Annotated in this window: 17 protein-coding genes; all 17 read right to left on the bottom strand. The window is 45.1% G+C overall.

Features of this window, described 5'->3' with window-relative positions:
• Nucleotides 1-12: 12 nt before the first annotated feature.
• The 17 genes from BQ7344_RS01465 to BQ7344_RS01385 all read right to left on the bottom strand — a co-directional run bounded on the left by BQ7344_RS01465 (nucleotide 13) and on the right by BQ7344_RS01385 (nucleotide 16903).
• The gene (locus BQ7344_RS01465; RefSeq protein ID WP_072521115.1) at nucleotides 13-2352 is read right to left on the bottom strand and encodes a hypothetical protein; all 2340 of its coding nucleotides are present in this window, start codon (nucleotides 2350-2352) and stop codon (nucleotides 13-15) included.
• Nucleotides 2353-2448: 96 nt separating this feature from the next.
• Nucleotides 2449-3699 (bottom strand): glutamate-5-semialdehyde dehydrogenase, encoded by a 1251-nt coding sequence (locus BQ7344_RS01460; protein WP_072521114.1) that lies wholly within the window; start codon nucleotides 3697-3699, stop codon nucleotides 2449-2451.
• Nucleotides 3700-3728: 29 nt separating this feature from the next.
• Nucleotides 3729-4283: a 5-formyltetrahydrofolate cyclo-ligase gene (locus BQ7344_RS01455; protein ID WP_072521113.1), complete on the bottom strand. Its 555-nt coding sequence runs from the start codon at nucleotides 4281-4283 to the stop codon at nucleotides 3729-3731.
• On the bottom strand, nucleotides 4261-4482 hold the full coding sequence (locus BQ7344_RS01450; RefSeq protein ID WP_072523315.1) for a DUF896 domain-containing protein: 222 nt from the start codon (nucleotides 4480-4482) through the stop codon (nucleotides 4261-4263). The genes BQ7344_RS01455 and BQ7344_RS01450 overlap by 23 nt, the downstream gene beginning before the upstream one ends.
• 15 nt (nucleotides 4483-4497) lie before the next feature.
• Entirely contained in the window at nucleotides 4498-5352 is an 855-nt protein-coding gene (gene proB / locus BQ7344_RS01445) for a glutamate 5-kinase (RefSeq protein ID WP_072521112.1), read from the bottom strand.
• Between the two features lie 29 nt (nucleotides 5353-5381).
• The gene (ybeY, locus tag BQ7344_RS01440; RefSeq protein ID WP_072521111.1) at nucleotides 5382-5876 is read right to left on the bottom strand and encodes an rRNA maturation RNase YbeY; all 495 of its coding nucleotides are present in this window, start codon (nucleotides 5874-5876) and stop codon (nucleotides 5382-5384) included.
• Nucleotides 5860-6888, bottom strand: a complete 1029-nt coding sequence (locus BQ7344_RS01435; protein WP_072521110.1) for a PhoH family protein — start codon at nucleotides 6886-6888, stop codon at nucleotides 5860-5862. The genes ybeY and BQ7344_RS01435 overlap by 17 nt, the downstream gene beginning before the upstream one ends.
• Entirely contained in the window at nucleotides 6869-8107 is a 1239-nt protein-coding gene (locus BQ7344_RS01430; protein WP_072521109.1) for a sporulation protein YqfD, read from the bottom strand. The genes BQ7344_RS01435 and BQ7344_RS01430 overlap by 20 nt, the downstream gene beginning before the upstream one ends.
• A gap of 40 nt (nucleotides 8108-8147) precedes the next feature.
• Nucleotides 8148-8429, bottom strand: coding sequence for a YabP/YqfC family sporulation protein (locus BQ7344_RS01425; RefSeq protein ID WP_072521108.1), 282 nt, complete (start codon nucleotides 8427-8429; stop codon nucleotides 8148-8150).
• 62 nt (nucleotides 8430-8491) lie between these two features.
• Nucleotides 8492-9043 (bottom strand): DUF2284 domain-containing protein, encoded by a 552-nt coding sequence (locus BQ7344_RS01420; RefSeq protein WP_072521107.1) that lies wholly within the window; start codon nucleotides 9041-9043, stop codon nucleotides 8492-8494.
• Between the two features lie 23 nt (nucleotides 9044-9066).
• Nucleotides 9067-9393 carry a cupin domain-containing protein gene (locus BQ7344_RS01415; RefSeq protein WP_072521106.1) on the bottom strand — a complete coding sequence of 109 codons (327 nt, stop codon included), beginning with the start codon at nucleotides 9391-9393 and terminating at the stop codon, nucleotides 9067-9069.
• Nucleotides 9394-9464: 71 nt separating this feature from the next.
• The gene (gene rlmH, locus BQ7344_RS01410) at nucleotides 9465-9944 is read right to left on the bottom strand and encodes a 23S rRNA (pseudouridine(1915)-N(3))-methyltransferase RlmH (protein WP_072521105.1); all 480 of its coding nucleotides are present in this window, start codon (nucleotides 9942-9944) and stop codon (nucleotides 9465-9467) included.
• The gene (locus tag BQ7344_RS01405) at nucleotides 9944-12736 is read right to left on the bottom strand and encodes an FtsK/SpoIIIE family DNA translocase (RefSeq protein ID WP_330392797.1); all 2793 of its coding nucleotides are present in this window, start codon (nucleotides 12734-12736) and stop codon (nucleotides 9944-9946) included. The genes rlmH and BQ7344_RS01405 overlap by 1 nt, the downstream gene beginning before the upstream one ends.
• Nucleotides 12737-12764: 28 nt before the next feature.
• The gene (locus tag BQ7344_RS01400; protein WP_072523313.1) at nucleotides 12765-13643 is read right to left on the bottom strand and encodes an undecaprenyl-diphosphate phosphatase; all 879 of its coding nucleotides are present in this window, start codon (nucleotides 13641-13643) and stop codon (nucleotides 12765-12767) included.
• 149 nt (nucleotides 13644-13792) lie between these two features.
• Complete coding sequence (gltA, locus tag BQ7344_RS01395; protein ID WP_072521104.1) at nucleotides 13793-15187, bottom strand: NADPH-dependent glutamate synthase; 1395 nt, start codon at nucleotides 15185-15187, stop codon at nucleotides 13793-13795.
• On the bottom strand, nucleotides 15187-16074 hold the full coding sequence (locus tag BQ7344_RS01390) for a sulfide/dihydroorotate dehydrogenase-like FAD/NAD-binding protein (RefSeq protein WP_072521103.1): 888 nt from the start codon (nucleotides 16072-16074) through the stop codon (nucleotides 15187-15189). The genes gltA and BQ7344_RS01390 overlap by 1 nt, the downstream gene beginning before the upstream one ends.
• Nucleotides 16075-16186: 112 nt before the next feature.
• Nucleotides 16187-16903 (bottom strand): ClpP family protease, encoded by a 717-nt coding sequence (locus BQ7344_RS01385; RefSeq protein ID WP_072521102.1) that lies wholly within the window; start codon nucleotides 16901-16903, stop codon nucleotides 16187-16189.
• Nucleotides 16904-16969: the final 66 nt, after the last annotated feature.

Genomic DNA, 16969 nt, shown 5'->3' with positions numbered 1-16969 from the left:
TCTTATGTAAAATCAGATTTCTTCTTTTTTGCGTTTGCGGACTACTACATAACCGCCTGCAAGAAGTGAAAGTGCTGCGAGTACAGACATTGTGCCGATCGGGGATTCGTCGGCTGTAGATACTGCAGATTTGGATTTGGAGCCTGCATCTTTTGCAGATGCTGCTGCCGTTGCAGTCAGTTCTGCATCTGTACCGCCAGCTCCGCTGCCATTGCCACTGCCATCGCCACTGCCATCATTGTCGCCGTCTGTGTCATCTGTTATATAGCCATTATCCTTCAGCCACTGCTGTTCTTCTTCATCTGTGTAGCTGGCTATAGTGAATTTTTTCGTAAAATACTCCACTACATCGGTATCCTGCCATGTAGTTCCATTATGAATCTGTTTCTCACAGTAGATCTGAATCGTAAAATCCTGTGTAGAAGCTCCGTTTGACGGCTGAATACCCTTTCCGTTTTTGCCACCTATGCTCCATGTAGTATGAGTGCTGTCACTGCCCGGGAATTTCCAATATACAGGAATCCATCTCACATCACCTTTTACATATGGTGCACTGTCCTCCGTTCCTGCACCAATCGCAGTGAATGAAACATATCTCTTAGAAAAGAACTTGATTTCTCCATCCAGACCTTCTACCCTTGCACCATCTGTTACTGTATGGGTACGGGCTGTCTGAGTGTTATTGTTATTATTGTCATCTTCCTTTGGTTCTGTCGGACGCGCTTTTTTCATTTTTGCCGTTGCTAGGCTACACGAAATTGCCTTAGGTTTCGTGTCACTTGAATTTCTTCTTGTAAGAACGATAAACCTGGGCGCTGTTTCCGGGACATTTTCCGCAACTACAGTAAATTCCGTATTGGCTTTTACAGCTGTAAATTTAAGCTTGCTCTTCATTGCTTTGTATGTCGAATTAATTGTTGCACTATCTGCCGTAGCATCTACAAAGAAATATGTCCACTCACAGTCTCCTGTAACTGAATATTTTGCCTGTACAGAGGTATGGCTGAGCCATTTTAATGAGCCTGTTTTATAAGACAGTGTATAATTTGCCGGCTTCTCCGGCTCCGGATCCTTCTTTACCTCTTTCAGAGAAACAGAAAGACCATTTGAAGCTGTAGAATATTCATATTTTGATGAGTTTTCGTAGCTGATATTTTTTACAGCTGCTGTAAAGACATCTTTTGAGACATCTTTTCCAGACGCATCTTTTCCAGCCTTAATTACTTCCAGGCCTGCTTTTTCGCCTTTATGACTGAATGAAGATTTACCAGTCAATGCTCCTGTAACAATCAGTTTTGCAGAACCGTCCAGAGTTATGTTCTTGTTTCCGTTATTTCCGGTAACACTTACATCACCTTCCACAGACACATCTTTATTACTGTATACTGCACCTTTATCACCAACTGTATTACCGGTAACCTTACCACCGGTAAAAACGATTGTACCGGTGTTGCAATTAATTGCAGCACCACCTGCCTCATAATCATTTTCTGTCAGCGTTACATTCGGGTTTAACCCAAATTTTGCACTGTCTGAAATATCTACAATTGCCCCATCTGCAGGTACAGCGCCATCTTCTGAGCACTTACCGGAAACTGTAAGAGTCGAATCTGGGGTACCATCTGCAAATAACTGAAGCCAGCTACCTTCTCCACTTACAGAGAACATAGTTCCTGTAAAAGTACCATCTTCTTTTCTGGAAATTGTAACTCCGTCTTTCGCAGCACGAATATTCACTTTTCCACTCACTGTAATTGTTTTATCAAGTTCAATAGATTCTGTAAGCTGAATATATACTGCTGCATCCGGATTTGCTGCTGAATAAGCTTCTGCACCGGCAACGGCTTCCTCTAAAGTTGTATAGGACATTGCTTTACCATCCTGATCCAGAATCTGATTGCCTTCGGCATCAGCAAGTACAATCCCTGCTGTCTCCGTCGGAGTCTCGCCTTCCTGCTTATCCACTTCTTTATTTTCGTCAGTCTGCTCCTGTGTCTGAGCCTCTTCTGTCGGTGTCGCATCCGCAGCGGCATCTCCTGTCGCCGGAGTCTCATCTGTCGTTGTATTATCCGCCGCCGGGGGTTCATCTGTCGTTGTATTATCCGCCGGTGGTTCATCTGTCGTTGTATTATCCGCCGGGGTCTCATCTGTTGCTGCATCTCCGCCATCTGTTACAGGTGTTTCTGCATCGCTGCTTCCGTCTTCGCTTCCTGCTTCTTCGAAACCGGCATCACCGGTGCCTTCTTCTGACATGGCTGCCATATCGCTCTCAGCGGCAAATACTGCTGCCGGAGCGCTTCCTGCTGCAAGTGCCCCTGCAAGAATTATTGCAAATAACTGTTTTCGTCTCAATTTAATGTTCCTCCATTATGAGTCTGTAAGCTGTAACTAATTATACACACGCACACTTTAAATGTCAAATCAACACATGCGCTCTTTTGTCCAATATTACCTGCGAATCTGTCCGTTTCCATAGATGATATATTTCGTTGTCGTCAGGGCAAGCAGTCCCATAGGTCCTCTGGCGTGAAGCTTCTGGGTACTGATGCCGATCTCTGCACCATAACCGAACTCAAATCCGTCAGTAAATCTCGTAGAGGCATTTACATATACTGCCGCCGCATCCACTTCATCAAGGAACTTCTGGGCATTGGTATAATCATTGGTGATGATAGCCTCAGAGTGTCCTGTGTTATAACGGTTGATATGCGCAATTGCCTCGTCTACAGAATACACCACTTTGATTGACAGTATGTAATCCAGATATTCTGTGCCCCAGTCTTCTTCTGTGGCATCTACAGAACCCGGCATCAGTTCATGTGCTTCTTTATCTGCACGCATTTCCACATGCTTTTCTTTCAGCTTCTTTGCAAGTACCGGAAGAAGTTTTTCCTTAATATTGCCATGTACCAGAAGTGATTCACACGCATTGCAGACACCAACACGCTGTGTCTTGGCATTAAGAATAATATTTACTGCCATATCCAGATCTGCACTCTCATCTACATAAATATGACAGTTTCCCGTACCGGTCTCAATTACCGGAATCGTACTCTGGTTCACGACCGCTTTGATCAGGCCCTTACCGCCTCTCGGAATAAGTACATCCACATACTCATTCATTTTCATAAATTCTGCTGCGGTCTCTCTGGAAGTATCTGCAATAAGCTGAATCGCATTTTCCGTAACACCGCATGCTTTCAGAGATTCACGGATACAGTCCACAATTGCTGCATTAGAATGGATTGCGTCACTACCGCCTTTCAGGATCACCACATTGCCTGTTTTAAAACAGAGGCCAAATGCATCGGCTGTCACATTTGGACGCGCCTCATAAATAATACCGACCACACCGAGCGGCACACGTTTCTGCCCGATAAGGAGTCCATTCGGACGTTTTTTCATACCGGTGACTTCACCGATCGGATCTTCAAGCGCCACTAGCTGTCTGAGTCCTTCTGCCATGCCTTCGATTCTCTCCGGGCTCAACATAAGACGATCTACCAGACCTTCCGGCATGTGGTTCTGCTTCGCATTCGCCACATCGACTGCATTCGCTTCCAGTAATTTGTCTGTCGATTCGACCAGATGACCGGCAACCGCCGCAAGCACCTGATTCTTCTGGTCTGTCGTGATCGTGCGCATGGTATTTTCTGCTTCTTTTGCGTTTATTCCAAGTTCTAACAGCATTTTATTCATTGCATGACCTCCCCGGGGCTTCTGCCCGTTTATTTAAGATGATAAGCTGATTTTTCTGTAACAATGATCTCCGGTGAAATATCCGTGGGTTCTGTCGGTACTTCCGGAAGCATCTGAAATTCAAATGCCACTGCCACACGTCTGATACAAGGATGTTTTTCAAGGAAGCGGTCATAAAAGCCACCGCCATAACCGACCCGGTGATTTTCTCTGTCAAAAGCCACCCCCGGCATGACCATCATGGCATCTTCCCACTGAACAATCTCGCCTCCTGCCGGCTCCGGAATCCCGAAGTAGCCCTTTTCAAGCTGTGCAAAATCTGTTAGTTTATAAAACACCATATCCTGACCGACTACCTTCGGTACGGCAACTTCCTTACCATCCCGCCATGCCGCTTCGATGATAAAACCGGTCATAACTTCATGGTTATAATCTGCATAGGCAAGAATACGCTTCGCATCCTTATATTCTGGAAGTGTGATCACCCGATCTGCGATCATCCGGCTCCATTCTTCGATCTGTACATCGGTATGTGCTTTTCGCGCTGCAAATATCTGTTTTCTAATTTGCTTTTTTTCTTCCATATTTTTCACCCAGATTTGTAACTGAACCATCTTTTTCTTTGACATCGATGTTGTTGAGCTGTGCTTGCAGATTCTGACGTACAGCCGCCAGATATTCTTTCCTGAGTTCTGCCTGTTCTTTCTTTTCTTCTTCTGTAAGACCTACACTCTTTGCCTTATGCGCAAGTGTGTTGATGCGGTCGATTTTTTCATTGTCCATCATATCGGTTTCCTCCTAGAGAAGCTTTTCTATATAGTCGATCAGATAAAATTCTTCTTTTTTGTTACCGGCAAACAAAGTACCGTATTTTCTGCCTTCGATGATCTTGTGGATGACATGGAAATCTCTGCCGTTGGCAATGATCATATCTGCTCCCGCGGATGTCGCAATCTCGGCAGCAGTCAGCTTCGTCGCCATACCGCCGGTTCCGACCTTACTCTTCGGACCTTTGCCCATGCTGAGCAGACGGTCATCCAGTTTCTCCACGGTATCAATAAACTCTGCATCCGGATTGGTGTTCGGGTCATCGGTAAAGAGACCGTCAATGTCTGAAAGCAGGATCAGAAGATCCGCACCGATCAGTCCTGCGATCACTGCTGACAGTGTATCGTTATCACCGAAAGATTCCAGCATTTCCAGCTCATAACTTGAAATCGAGTCGTTTTCATTGACAACAGGAATTGCCCCGAGTTCAAGCAGTTCTTCAAATGTATTTCGGGCATTTATGCGGTTCAGATTATTGACCATTGTGTTTTTGGTCATCAGAATCTGTGCCGCCATCTGATTATATTCTGAAAAAAGTTTCTGATAGATCATCATCAGACGTGCCTGTCCGACTGCAGAGCAGGCCTGTTTTTTCTTTAATTCCACGGGCTTTTCATGCATTCCGAACGCAGATGCGCCGACTGCCACCGCACCGGAAGTGACCAGTACGACATCTTTGCCCTGATTGTGAAGATCGCTTAATTCACGGACAAGAACCTCCAGCTTGCGAAGATCCAGTTTGTTGGTTTCTTTGTGGATAAGGGACGAAGAGCCAACCTTGACCACGATACGTTTTTTGTCTTTCAGTAATTCACGGTAATTCATGTTATCTATTCTCCAGTATATTAATCTGTTTATCTGGTGATTCCCAGATCTTCCAGTGCTTTTGCCTGTTTCGCCTCCATCACTGCTGCCTCGTCCGGTTCCATATGGTCATATCCGAGAAGATGAAGCATGCTGTGTGCAAAAAGAAAGCTGAACTCTCTTTCGGTACTATGTCCGTATTCTTCTGCCTGTGCATAAACCTTGTCTACGGAAATCATCACATCGCCAAGAATCAGTTCTTCTGTATCGAGATCAAAATAACTGTCATCACCTTCAATAACTGAATAATCTGCCGGTGTCTCAAACGGGATCATCGGGAAAGAAAGCACATCCGTCGGCGCTCCGATTGAGCGGAATTCTGTATTCACACGCTTAATCTCTTCATTGTCCGTGATCACAAGGTTTACGCAGACATCATACGGGCAATGTTCTGTCTCAAGGATATGCTCAGCTACTTTTGATGCCAGTGTCTCGTAATCTATGTCAAGTTTTCGTTCTGCTTCATAATCAATCTGTATGGTCATTCTTTTTCCTCCGGACTGTCTTTGTACTTCCCGTAGCGCGGGATGGTTTCTGTTTCTTTTCATAATCGTCATAAGCCTGGACGATCTGCTGCACAAGCGGATGTCTCACAACATCCTTGCTGGTAAGCTGGCAAAAGCCGATGTCATCAATCTTTTTGAGTACTTTTGCCGCTACATCAAGACCGGATACTGCATCACGCGGAAGGTCTTTCTGTGAAGCATCACCGGTCACGACAACTTTTGAGCCAAAACCGATACGTGTCAGAAACATCTTCATCTGTGCCGGTGTCGTATTCTGCGCCTCATCCAGAATGATAAAGGCATTATCCAGTGTACGTCCTCTCATATAGGCAAGCGGTGCGACCTCGATCAGTCCACGCTCCATGTTTTTTGCAAAGCTGTCTGCACCCATAATCTGATACAGTGCATCATACAGCGGACGAAGATATGGATCCACCTTACTCTGCAGATCACCGGGCAGGAAGCCAAGCTTTTCACCTGCTTCGATTGCCGGTCGTGTCAGAATGATACGGCTGACCTCTTCATTTCGAAATGCAGTGACTGCCATCGCCATTGCAAGGTATGTCTTACCGGTTCCCGCCGGTCCGATACCAAAGACGATCATTTTTTTGCGGATCTGCTCTACATAATCCTTTTGTCCTAAAGTCTTCGGCTTAATAGGACGTCCCTGTATCGTATTGCAGATAAAATCTTTATCTATCTCTGTAAGTATCTGGTTACGTTCTTCCATCGCAAGTGATAATCCGTAACTTACATTCTGTCTCGTAATGGTGTTGCCCTTTCCGGCAAGCCCCACCAGTTCTTCTATCAGTTTTTTTGCCTGAGTGGCACTCTGCTCTGTACCGAGAATCTTCAACATCCCATCCCTTGAGATCAGTGTGACATTCAGTGTCCGTTCAATCAGTTTCAGGTGTTCGTCAAATTGTCCGAACACGTTTCCCTCCAGATCTGCAGGAACCTGCGTATATAGCTCAATAATGCTGTTCGCCATCCTCTGTTGTCCTTTCTGCAGGCTGCTCCGGTATTTCTACAGGAGTCTCCCTTCCGATTTTTTCTATAATTTCCAGAAAACCCTTGCTTATACAGGTCTTGTGGTCAACCTCTATTTTAACATTATTTGCAGATATTTGAACCCCTTTTTCAATTAATTTTTCCTCGTAAAGCTGTAAAGTGCGCCACGCAAGCGCGCGAACCTCTTTTTCCGTGTATTCTCTGGGCACTGTTTCGTAGTATTTCCGGGTGATTTTACCCACTGTGAACGGCAGCCGAAAACTGTCTGTCAGCCGGAGAATCTGCTCCTCGACAGTGTTCTGCCAGTTTTTTTCGGCACTTTTTCCAAATTCCAGATAAGTATTTCCTGTTTTAAAAAAATAGCTTTTTCGTTCCCTTCCATCATATTCCTCTGACTGGTATTGCAGAGGAATTTCCCGATAATAAGCCTTTTTTCTCTTTATATAAATATCAGCATCAGCATGAACACCTTCGTATCTTACCACTTCCTGACTGTCATTTTTCAGCTCCAGACAGCCGGAAACCAGCACATCTCCGATATGGCATTCCTCACCGACATGAAGTTTCGGATATCCTGCCCGCGTGATCATACGGACAATCACACCATTCTGATCTGCGGTCAGATTACAGGGAGTATTTTTCTCCTTCTCCACTGCCTCTGTAAAAACTCCCTCCTTGACTGTAAGCACAAGCCGCGTTCCTTCTATTCTGACCGACACCCACGTAATATCATTATAATTTTCCCTGATTGTCGCAGCAATAGCATTGCAGCTGATCTTACTCCGCTGCATCCCATGCACAATACCCTCCTCCTTAAGAAAATCCAATATCTCCTGTGTACTGTTCCGCGCATTTCCTGACACATCAATTTCCCAGATTCGCCCCGATAATCCCAGCAAAAGCAACGCACAAACAAAGATACCGATAAAAAAAGCCTTTCTCTTTTTACTTCGGTAAAAAAAGAAGGGCAGTCCATGTTTTTCAAGAATATGTATTTTTACACCTGTTTTTCTGCGAATCGGTGAAAGCCGCAAAAAATCCTGTATTCCAAAATCTCCCTCCAGGCTTTGTTCCCCGGTTCGATCCAGACTTGAAATTTTTATTTTACGGGCTTTGCAGAGATTAAGAAAGCGCTCTGTCTGTTCTCCCTGAACCCGAATTCTGACGATGCCTTTTCGAAATCCGGTCAGATCTCTCATAGCAGCCTCCTGACGTTCTATTATAATTATCCTATTACAATTATCCCATTACAATTTCTGATATCATCCCCTCTATCTGCATTTCCTCCGGTGTATATTTCGGAATCATGAGTCTTTTCCCCCGGATGGCTATCTTTCCATGAAATCCCAGCACAATGATTTCTTCCTGCTGATACCGGAGAATGCTTTTGTAATTGCAGATTATCGCATGGCTTCGCCCGGTAAGTGTCACTATGGTTTCTTTCATAGCAAGATCACCTGGAACCTCCAGTGAAGTGACCAGATTTCCTCGCCAGTTCTTTCGCTCTTTTTCTTTTTTCATAAAAAGAACCTCTCCGGTCTTTATCACTACTTTATGCCAGAGAGGTCTTCGTTATGTAATATTTATGCTGCCCGGTACAGGACCATAGAAAACCAGAGAATGGTATTTCCGCCCAGACTATATTCCATGTGTTCTTTCTCAACAATCTCGCTCACCACAACACCATGACTTTCCAGACAGGGATGCATCCTTTCCGGAAATCTGCACGGTTCGCCCTGTGTATAGGCACAGGTTTCACAGATATCGCAGGATTCCGTCGACAGAGTAAATGTATCAAATCCCTGTTCTTTTAAAAATCCGGCAACTTCGGTAGTCAGATCTTCATGCGCATCCCTTGTAGAAAGCATTTCCTGCATATTCATAAGATCTGAAACCTCTGCAACACTGGAAAAAAACACAGCCTTCCCATAGCTGCGGATCCTTTTTTCGCACTCCTCAAGCGTACCGACAGCCGGAGGACAGGCCCATGTACTTCCATATCGTTCACATTCCTGCCTGCAGATCTGACGTACTCTTGTTGCTACAGAAAGATCAGATGTGTCCAGAATGCGATATTCATATATCGGATACGCGGAAATAAATTCTTCGAATTTTGCAGTATCCAGTTCAGCCATGTGTACTTCCTCCGTTTCGCTTATTAGTCCAGAATGATCAGTGCCATGAAAACAAGGTCTTCATCGCCGGTATTTGTCATTCCATGCCCCTGGCCGTCCGGTGTAAAGGTCACATCACCGGCTTTCACCATACGCAGTGTGCCGTTGTCGCTGTAGATGCCTTTTCCTGAAAGGATATAATAAGTTTCGCTTTCGTTGTGATGTTCGTGGTATCCCAGAGAACATCCCGGCTCCAGTGTTACTTCTGCATACAGGCCACATTTACCGTTTAACTGTTTTTCATTGAGAAGTCTTTTGATCAGTACGTGTCCCTGGCCGCCTGCCATGTTCTCTATTCTTTCTGTTGTCATATCACTTATCCTCCTTTATGGAATCCTTTATTACAAACCGGACTGTCCGGAATGTATCTTTATTGCTGCCGTCATTTGTGGTACGGTTCGTTGTTCATGATCCGATAGCTCCGATAGATCTGTTCGAGTAGAATCATCTGCATAAGCTGATGTGGAAAAGTCATTTTTGAAAAACTGAGCTTATAATCTGCTCTCCTAAGCACTTCATCTCCAAGTCCAAGCGAACCGCCGATCACAAAAGCGATCGAACTTTTGCCCTCGACCCCCAGACGGCTGATTTTTTGAGAAAGTTCTATGGAATCCAACATCTTGCCATCAAGTGCAAGTGCGATCACATAATCCTGTTCACGGATCTGCTTCATCAGGCGCTGAGCTTCTGTATTTTTGATCTGTTCGTTCAATGCATCCGAAGCTTTGTCCGGTGTCTTTTCATCCGTAACCTGGCAGAATGTAAGCTTACAGTAACGGCTGAGACGTTTCGCATATTCTGCAATTCCGTCATTCAGATATTTCTCTTTAATTTTTCCAACTGTTACGATTCTTATCTCCATCAGCCATTTTCCTCTAAGTAATTTTCAAACTGTTCCTGCGACATCAGTACTTTACGCGGTTTTGTTCCTTCTTCCGGACCTACAACTCCTGCATCACACAACTGATCCATGATCCTTGCCGCTCTGTTAAAGCCGATTTTGAACATTCTCTGAAGCATACCGATAGATGCCTTTTCTTTCTCGATGATAAATTTACCGGCATCCACGAAATAAACATCTCTCTCATCCCCGGAAGAAGCACCTCCTGCAGACAGACTGACCGTATTTACCTGCTGTTCGATCTGTGCATTGTACTGTGTTCCCGGATTCTTATCTGCAAGAAAATCAACAATTGCGCTGACTTCTTCATCCGATACAAACGCGCCCTGCAGTCGTGCCGGTTTCTGATAGCCCTGCGGATAAAACAGCATATCTCCTTTACCCAGAAGTTTCTCGGCACCATTCATATCCAGAATCGTTCTGGAGTCTACACCCGAAGAAACAGAGAAAGCGATTCGGGACGGCATATTTGCCTTGATCAGACCGGTAATAACGTTTACAGACGGACGCTGTGTTGCAATGATCAGATGAATACCTGCTGCACGTGCAAGCTGTGCCAGACGGCAGATTGCATCCTCAACTTCGCCCGGTGCAACCATCATAAGGTCAGCAAGCTCGTCTACCACGATCACGATCTGCGGCATACGTTCCGGTCGTTCTTCTCCTTCCGGAATACGCATTCCATCAACCTTTCGATTGTATTCCTGCAAATTGCGGACACCAAACTCCGCAAAAGTATTGTAACGGCCCATCATCTCCGTAACAGCCCAGTTCAGTGCACCGGCAGCCTTTTTCGGGTCGGTCACTACAGGGATCAACAGATGTGGAATTCCGTTGTATACACTCAGCTCTACTACTTTCGGGTCAATCATGATAAGTTTGACTTCTTCCGGCTTCGCTTTATATAAAATGCTGACGATCAGCGTATTGATACATACAGATTTACCGGAACCGGTTGCTCCCGCAATCAGAAGATGCGGCATCTTTGCGATATCCGTAACGACCGGTTTGCCTGCGATATCTTTGCCGACAGCAAACGCCAGTTTTGATTTTGCAGTCTGGAATTCCTGTGACTGCAGCAGTTCTCTCAACATGACCGCATGGTTTTCTTTATTCGGCACTTCAATACCGACGGCAGCCTTGCCCGGTATCGGTGCTTCGATACGAATATCCGGTGTCGCAAGGTTCAGCTTGATATCGTCTGCAAGATTTACGATTTTACTTACCTTTACGCCCATCTCCGGCTGGAGTTCATAACGGGTAACTGTCGGTCCACAGCTTACATTTGTGACTGTGACATTCACCCCGAAGTTATGCAGTGTATCCTGCAGTTTCTTCGCTGTTTTGCGAAGATGTTCGTCAGAATCTCCCTGTGATTTACCGTCACCACGCTTCAGAAGCTTCAGCGGCGGATAATGATATTCCTTTTTGACCACTTCATTCTTCTGTATAATTTCTTTTTGGATGTTCTGAATTCCGTTCTCGATCTCCTTCGGAGAAGATTTCGGATTCTTAGCAGGCTGTGAAGGGACTTTTTCCGCAGCAACAGTCGGCTGAGATTCTGACGCATCGACTGTCGCATCTGATTTATACACTGTTTCGCTCTGTACCGGCTGTGGATCATAATCCGGCTCTGCCTCAGGATAAATCTCTTGTGGTGCACCGTAATCGCTATGCTGCTCAGTCACATAGTGAGCCTGCGGTTCTTCATAAGGCATCTTCTCTTCTGGTTCAAAGCCCTGCTCCTCATGCACTTCTGGTTCTTCGTATACGGGTTCTTCATATACAGGTTCTTCATATACCGGCTCTGCACGATGGATTTCAAAGTCTGCTTCCTGCAATGGCACAGGAGTCCCCATATCTTCGGTTTTATTTTCACAAGGCGCCAGCTTCGTACCTTCAAGAAATCCTGTACGTTTCTTTTTCGATGCCGATTTTTTAGACGCTTCCGTTTCTCCTGCATTCTCTTTTTCTGCCTTTGCTGCAACATTTTCATCTTCTGCATCTTCTGCCAGTGCTTCCTCCAGTTCACGGATACGCTGTGCCTGACGTTCTTCTTTTCGCTGACGGCGTTCCTGTACGCGAAGTTCTTTTCTCAGGTCACGTTCCGGCTGACCTTCCATATACATATCGCGGCCATCACGTGCAAGCGCACAGACAGCATCCCACACACGGAACACAAATCCGAAGAAAGATTTCTGCGTTACAAGGATCAGAGAAATCAATAATACAAGAACAATGATCACATAACCACCCGCCACACCAAATGCAGAGGTAGTCGAAATACAGATTGCGCCGCCGATCACGCCTCCACCGGTATGATAAACTGAACTTACAGAATAATAATCAGCCAGTGTCATACTCGGCATATATCCTTCCGTCAGAAGCTGGATCAGTCCACACAGAAAGATACCAAATACCAGTACCGCAAGCGCCTTTTTGTATGCCAGCGGGTTCCTGCGGTTCGATACCAGAAAGACCGCACATCCGAAGATCAGAAGCGGAAACAGATACGCAAGGATGCCCATCACGCCAAAAAATGCCGCGCTGATCGTTGCACCGACAGTGCCTCCCATTCCAAGGTTACTGAAAATCAGAATGATCGAAGCTGCCAGAATTATAAGCAGAATAATTTCTGTCTGAAATCCACTGGTTACACTCTGTTTCGCTGTCGTTTTCTTTTTTGTATTTTTACGTCCGGAAGAAGACCTGCCGGTCCCTTTTCGGTTGGTCGGTTTCTTTGTTGCTGCCACTCTGGCACCCCTCCTAAAATTTCAAGCTTTATAATGCAGAATTCGTTATCAGGGCAATAAATCCTGCAAGGAAACAATAATAAGCAAAGTAGCGGAATTTTCCTTTATGCACCAGGCGCAGGCAGGTACGTATCGCAAACATGCCGACCACTGCCGCAATGATCATGCCAAATACATAGGCAAATCCAAGTCCTACTGTCATGTCTGCGGAGCCGAACTGACCAAGCTCCATGATCATCGCACCGATGATTGCCGGGATTGATAATATGTAAGAATATTTAACCGCAAATGTGCGTGAAAATCCACTCATTAATCCCGCACTGATCGTAAGTCCACTTCTGGAAAGTCCCGGAAATACAGAAAGTCCCTGACAGATACCGATCCACATTGCATCAGAAAAATGGGCATCTTTCGCTGCCTTCGTACCACCAACACGGCTCAAATCAATAACCAGCAAAAGAATACCTGTCACAAGAATTCCGGCCCCCGGAATCAATACGGACGTAGCGGATACCGAAACCAGTCGTCTTGCAGCATAACCCAGAAATACAGTCGGAATCATAGATACAAGAAGCAAAACCACAAACTTCCGATATACATTACTGATAATGCGTGTATAATGAAGCTGATCTCCTGTCCTTCTGTTGTGTATGTACAGATTTGCATTTCCGATCAGATCCATAAACATGTCCAGCGCTTCGAACGCAAGGTGTCGTATGTCCTTCTGGAATGTCATAAAAATTGCTGCCAGTGTTCCCAGATGCAGCATGGTCTCAAGCAGGACACCCGATCCGTGCTCCATACCGAGAAAATTCTGCAGAAAACAGAGATGTCCGAAACTGCTGACCGGTAAAAACTCTGTAATTCCCTGCACAATGGCAAGTAAAATGATGTATAAAACCGTCATAATTTTTCCCTTTTCTTTTGATTTACGTGTGCTTTTCCGATAATAAGGCACATTACCAGTGGTCAGTATAACACATTTTCCAGAAAAAAAAAAGCCTTTTGACCGCATCCCATCCGCGGTCAAAGGCTTCTTCGCATAAGCATTGCTTATTATTTGTTTTTCAGATATTCGTCAATACCTTTTGCACCAGCTTTACCTGCTCCCATAGCAAGGATAACAGTAGCTGCACCAGTAACGGCATCACCACCGGCGTAAACACCGTCTTTGGATGTCTTACCTGTTTCTTCTTCGGCAACAATACATCTTCTCTTGTTGATTTCAAGACCTTTTGTAGTGGAAGAAATCAATGGATTCGGAGAAGTACCAAGGGACATGATGACTGTATCTACATCCATGTCATACTCAGATCCCGGAATCTCTACCGGACGTCTTCTTCCGGATGCATCCGGCTCGCCGAGTTCCATCTTGACAACTTTCATGCCATGTACATGACCGTTTTCGTCAACAAGGATTTCCTTCGGATTTGTAAGAAGATCAAAGATAATACCTTCTTCTTTTGCATGATGAACTTCTTCAGCTCGTGCCGGAAGCTCTGCTTCACTTCTTCTGTAAACGATATGTACTTCTGCACCAAGTCTCAGAGCAGTTCTTGCTGCGTCCATAGCTACGTTACCACCACCGACAACGGCAACTTTCTTGCCTGCTGCGATCGGTGTATCATAAGAATCATCGAAAGCTTTCATCAGGTTGCTTCTTGTCAGGTATTCGTTTGCAGAGAATACACCACTTGCGTTCTCACCCGGGATTCCCATAAACATTGGAAGACCTGCACCGGAACCGATAAATACTGCCTCAAATCCTTCATCCTCGATCAGCTGATCGATCGTTGTGGATTTACCGATGACAACGTTTGTTTCAAATTTAACGCCAAGTTCTTTGACTTTTGCGATTTCTTTCTTAACGACTTTCTGTTTTGGAAGACGGAATTCCGGAATACCATAAACAAGAACGCCGCCGAGTTCATGAAGTGCTTCAAATACAGTTACATCATAACCTGCTTTTGCAAGATCACCTGCACAGGTAAGACCGGACGGACCGGAACCGATAACTGCGACTTTGTGTCCGTTCTTCACTTCTGCGCCGGCTGGTTTGATATCATGCTCCAGAGCGTAGTCAGCAACAAATCTCTCCAGTTTACCGATAGAAACAGCTTCGCCCTTCTTACCACGGATACACTGTCCTTCACACTGGGACTCCTGCGGACATACACGACCACAGATAGCCGGAAGTGCGGAAGAAAGTCCGATTACTTTGTAAGCTTCTTCCATGTTGCCTTCTTTGATCTGCTCGATGAATCCAGGAATATCGATAGATACCGGACAGCCCTCTACGCATTTAGGTTTCTTGCAGCCCAGACATCTCTGAGCTTCTTCCATTGCTTCTTCCTGATTATATCCAAGACAAACTTCTTCAAAGTTTGTTGCACGTACCTTCGGATCCTGTTCTCTTACAGGTACTTTTTTTAACATTTTTGCATCTGCCATTACTTGTCACCTCCGCACTGTCCGCATCCACCGTGGTGGGTATCGCCTTCCTGAAGCTTCAGTAATGCACGACCTTCTTCAGTCTTGTACATCTGGCTTCTCTTCATAGCCTGATCGAAATCTACAAGGTGTCCGTCAAATTCCGGTCCGTCTACACAGGCAAATTTAATCTCATCACCAACCTGAAGACGGCATGCTCCACACATACCTGTTCCGTCTACCATGATCGGGTTCATGCTGACGATTGTATGGATGCCCAGCTTCTTAGTAAGAAGACAGACAAATTTCATCATGATCATAGGTCCGATTGCAACACAGACATCATACTGTTTGCCCTCGTTTGTAACGAGATCTTCCAGAGTCTTTGTAACCATACCGGAACGTCCGTAAGATCCGTCATCTGTTGTAACATAAAGGTTGGAAACTGCTGCAAGTTCTTTTTCAAGAATAACCATATCTTTAGTCTTGGAACCAAGGATTACATCTGCAGTAATACCATGTTCTTTCAGCCATTTTACCTGTGGGTAAACCGGTGCGGTACCAACACCTCCGGCAATAAATACCATTTTCTTTTTCTTTAATTCTTCAATATCCTCGTTAACAAATTCAGAAGGACATCCCAGAGGTCCTACAAAATCACGGAAAGAATCTCCTGCTTTTAATTCGGACATCCTGATAGTAGATGCACCAACTTCCTGGAATACGATTGTTACTGTGCCTTCTTCACGATCATAGTCACAGATTGTAAGCGGAATTCTCTCTCCCTTTTCATCCATTTTTACGATGATAAATTGTCCTGGCTGACAGTGGCTTGCAACACGCGGTGCGTGAACGACCATAAGATGGATCTTAGCTGCCAGTGTCTCAGCTTTTAAAATCTTATACATTGTTTCCCTCCTAGCGTATATTCATTCAATCCCTTAATAATAATACGCTAAAATCTTTCCTATTACAAGGAAAAGATTTATAAACATGCATAAAACCGACTATTTTTTCATATTACTTTCCTGCCTTCAGCTTTTTTTCTTCAATCATCTGATGCAGCCGTGCAAGCGCCTCCCGTATTCCGCCGATCTCATCAATCAGCCCTTCCTTGACTGCTTCTCTTCCTTCAAGCATCGTTCCTACATCTTTGACAAGCTGACTGGTATCCAGCATCAGTTCCTCGAGCCGTTCCTGTGTCGTATCGGAATGTGCCGCAATAAAACCAGTAATGCGGTCCTGAATTTTCTCGATATTCCGGTAAGACTGCGCCACACCGATAAACATTCCGCTGGAACGCACCGGATGAATCACCATCGTTGCACTCGGCACTGCAAAAGAATAATCTGCCGACACCGCCATCGGCACTCCGATCGAATGCCCGCCTCCCAGCACAAGAGAAACTGTAGGAATACTCAAAGATGCGATCATTTCCGCGATTGCAAGTCCCGCTTCAACATCTCCCCCGACTGTATTCAAAAGGATTAACAGTCCATCCACGTCTTTATCATCCTCAATCAATGCCAGTTTCGGAAGGACATGTTCATACTTCGTTGTCTTACTCTGTGAAGGCGCACTGTCATGCCCTTCTACCTCGCCAATGATCGTCAGAAGTTCAATCCTGTGTTTCCTTTTGTTCTGATCAAGCGTAAGCTGTCCCGTCTCCCTGATCTGCTCATCCTGTTCTTTCTGTGTATCAATTTCCTGCTGTTTTTCATTTTTGTTTTCAGACATAAAAATACCTCCATGTACATTCATGAAGGTATTTTGTGTAAAACTATGGATTCATATACATCAGGA

This window comes from Blautia sp. Marseille-P3087, assembly GCF_900120195.1.
Classification (GTDB): Bacteria; Bacillota; Clostridia; order Lachnospirales; family Lachnospiraceae; genus Blautia_A.
The sequence above is the reverse complement of the archived record's forward strand: the minus strand, read 5'-3'. Positions and strand labels throughout refer to the sequence as shown.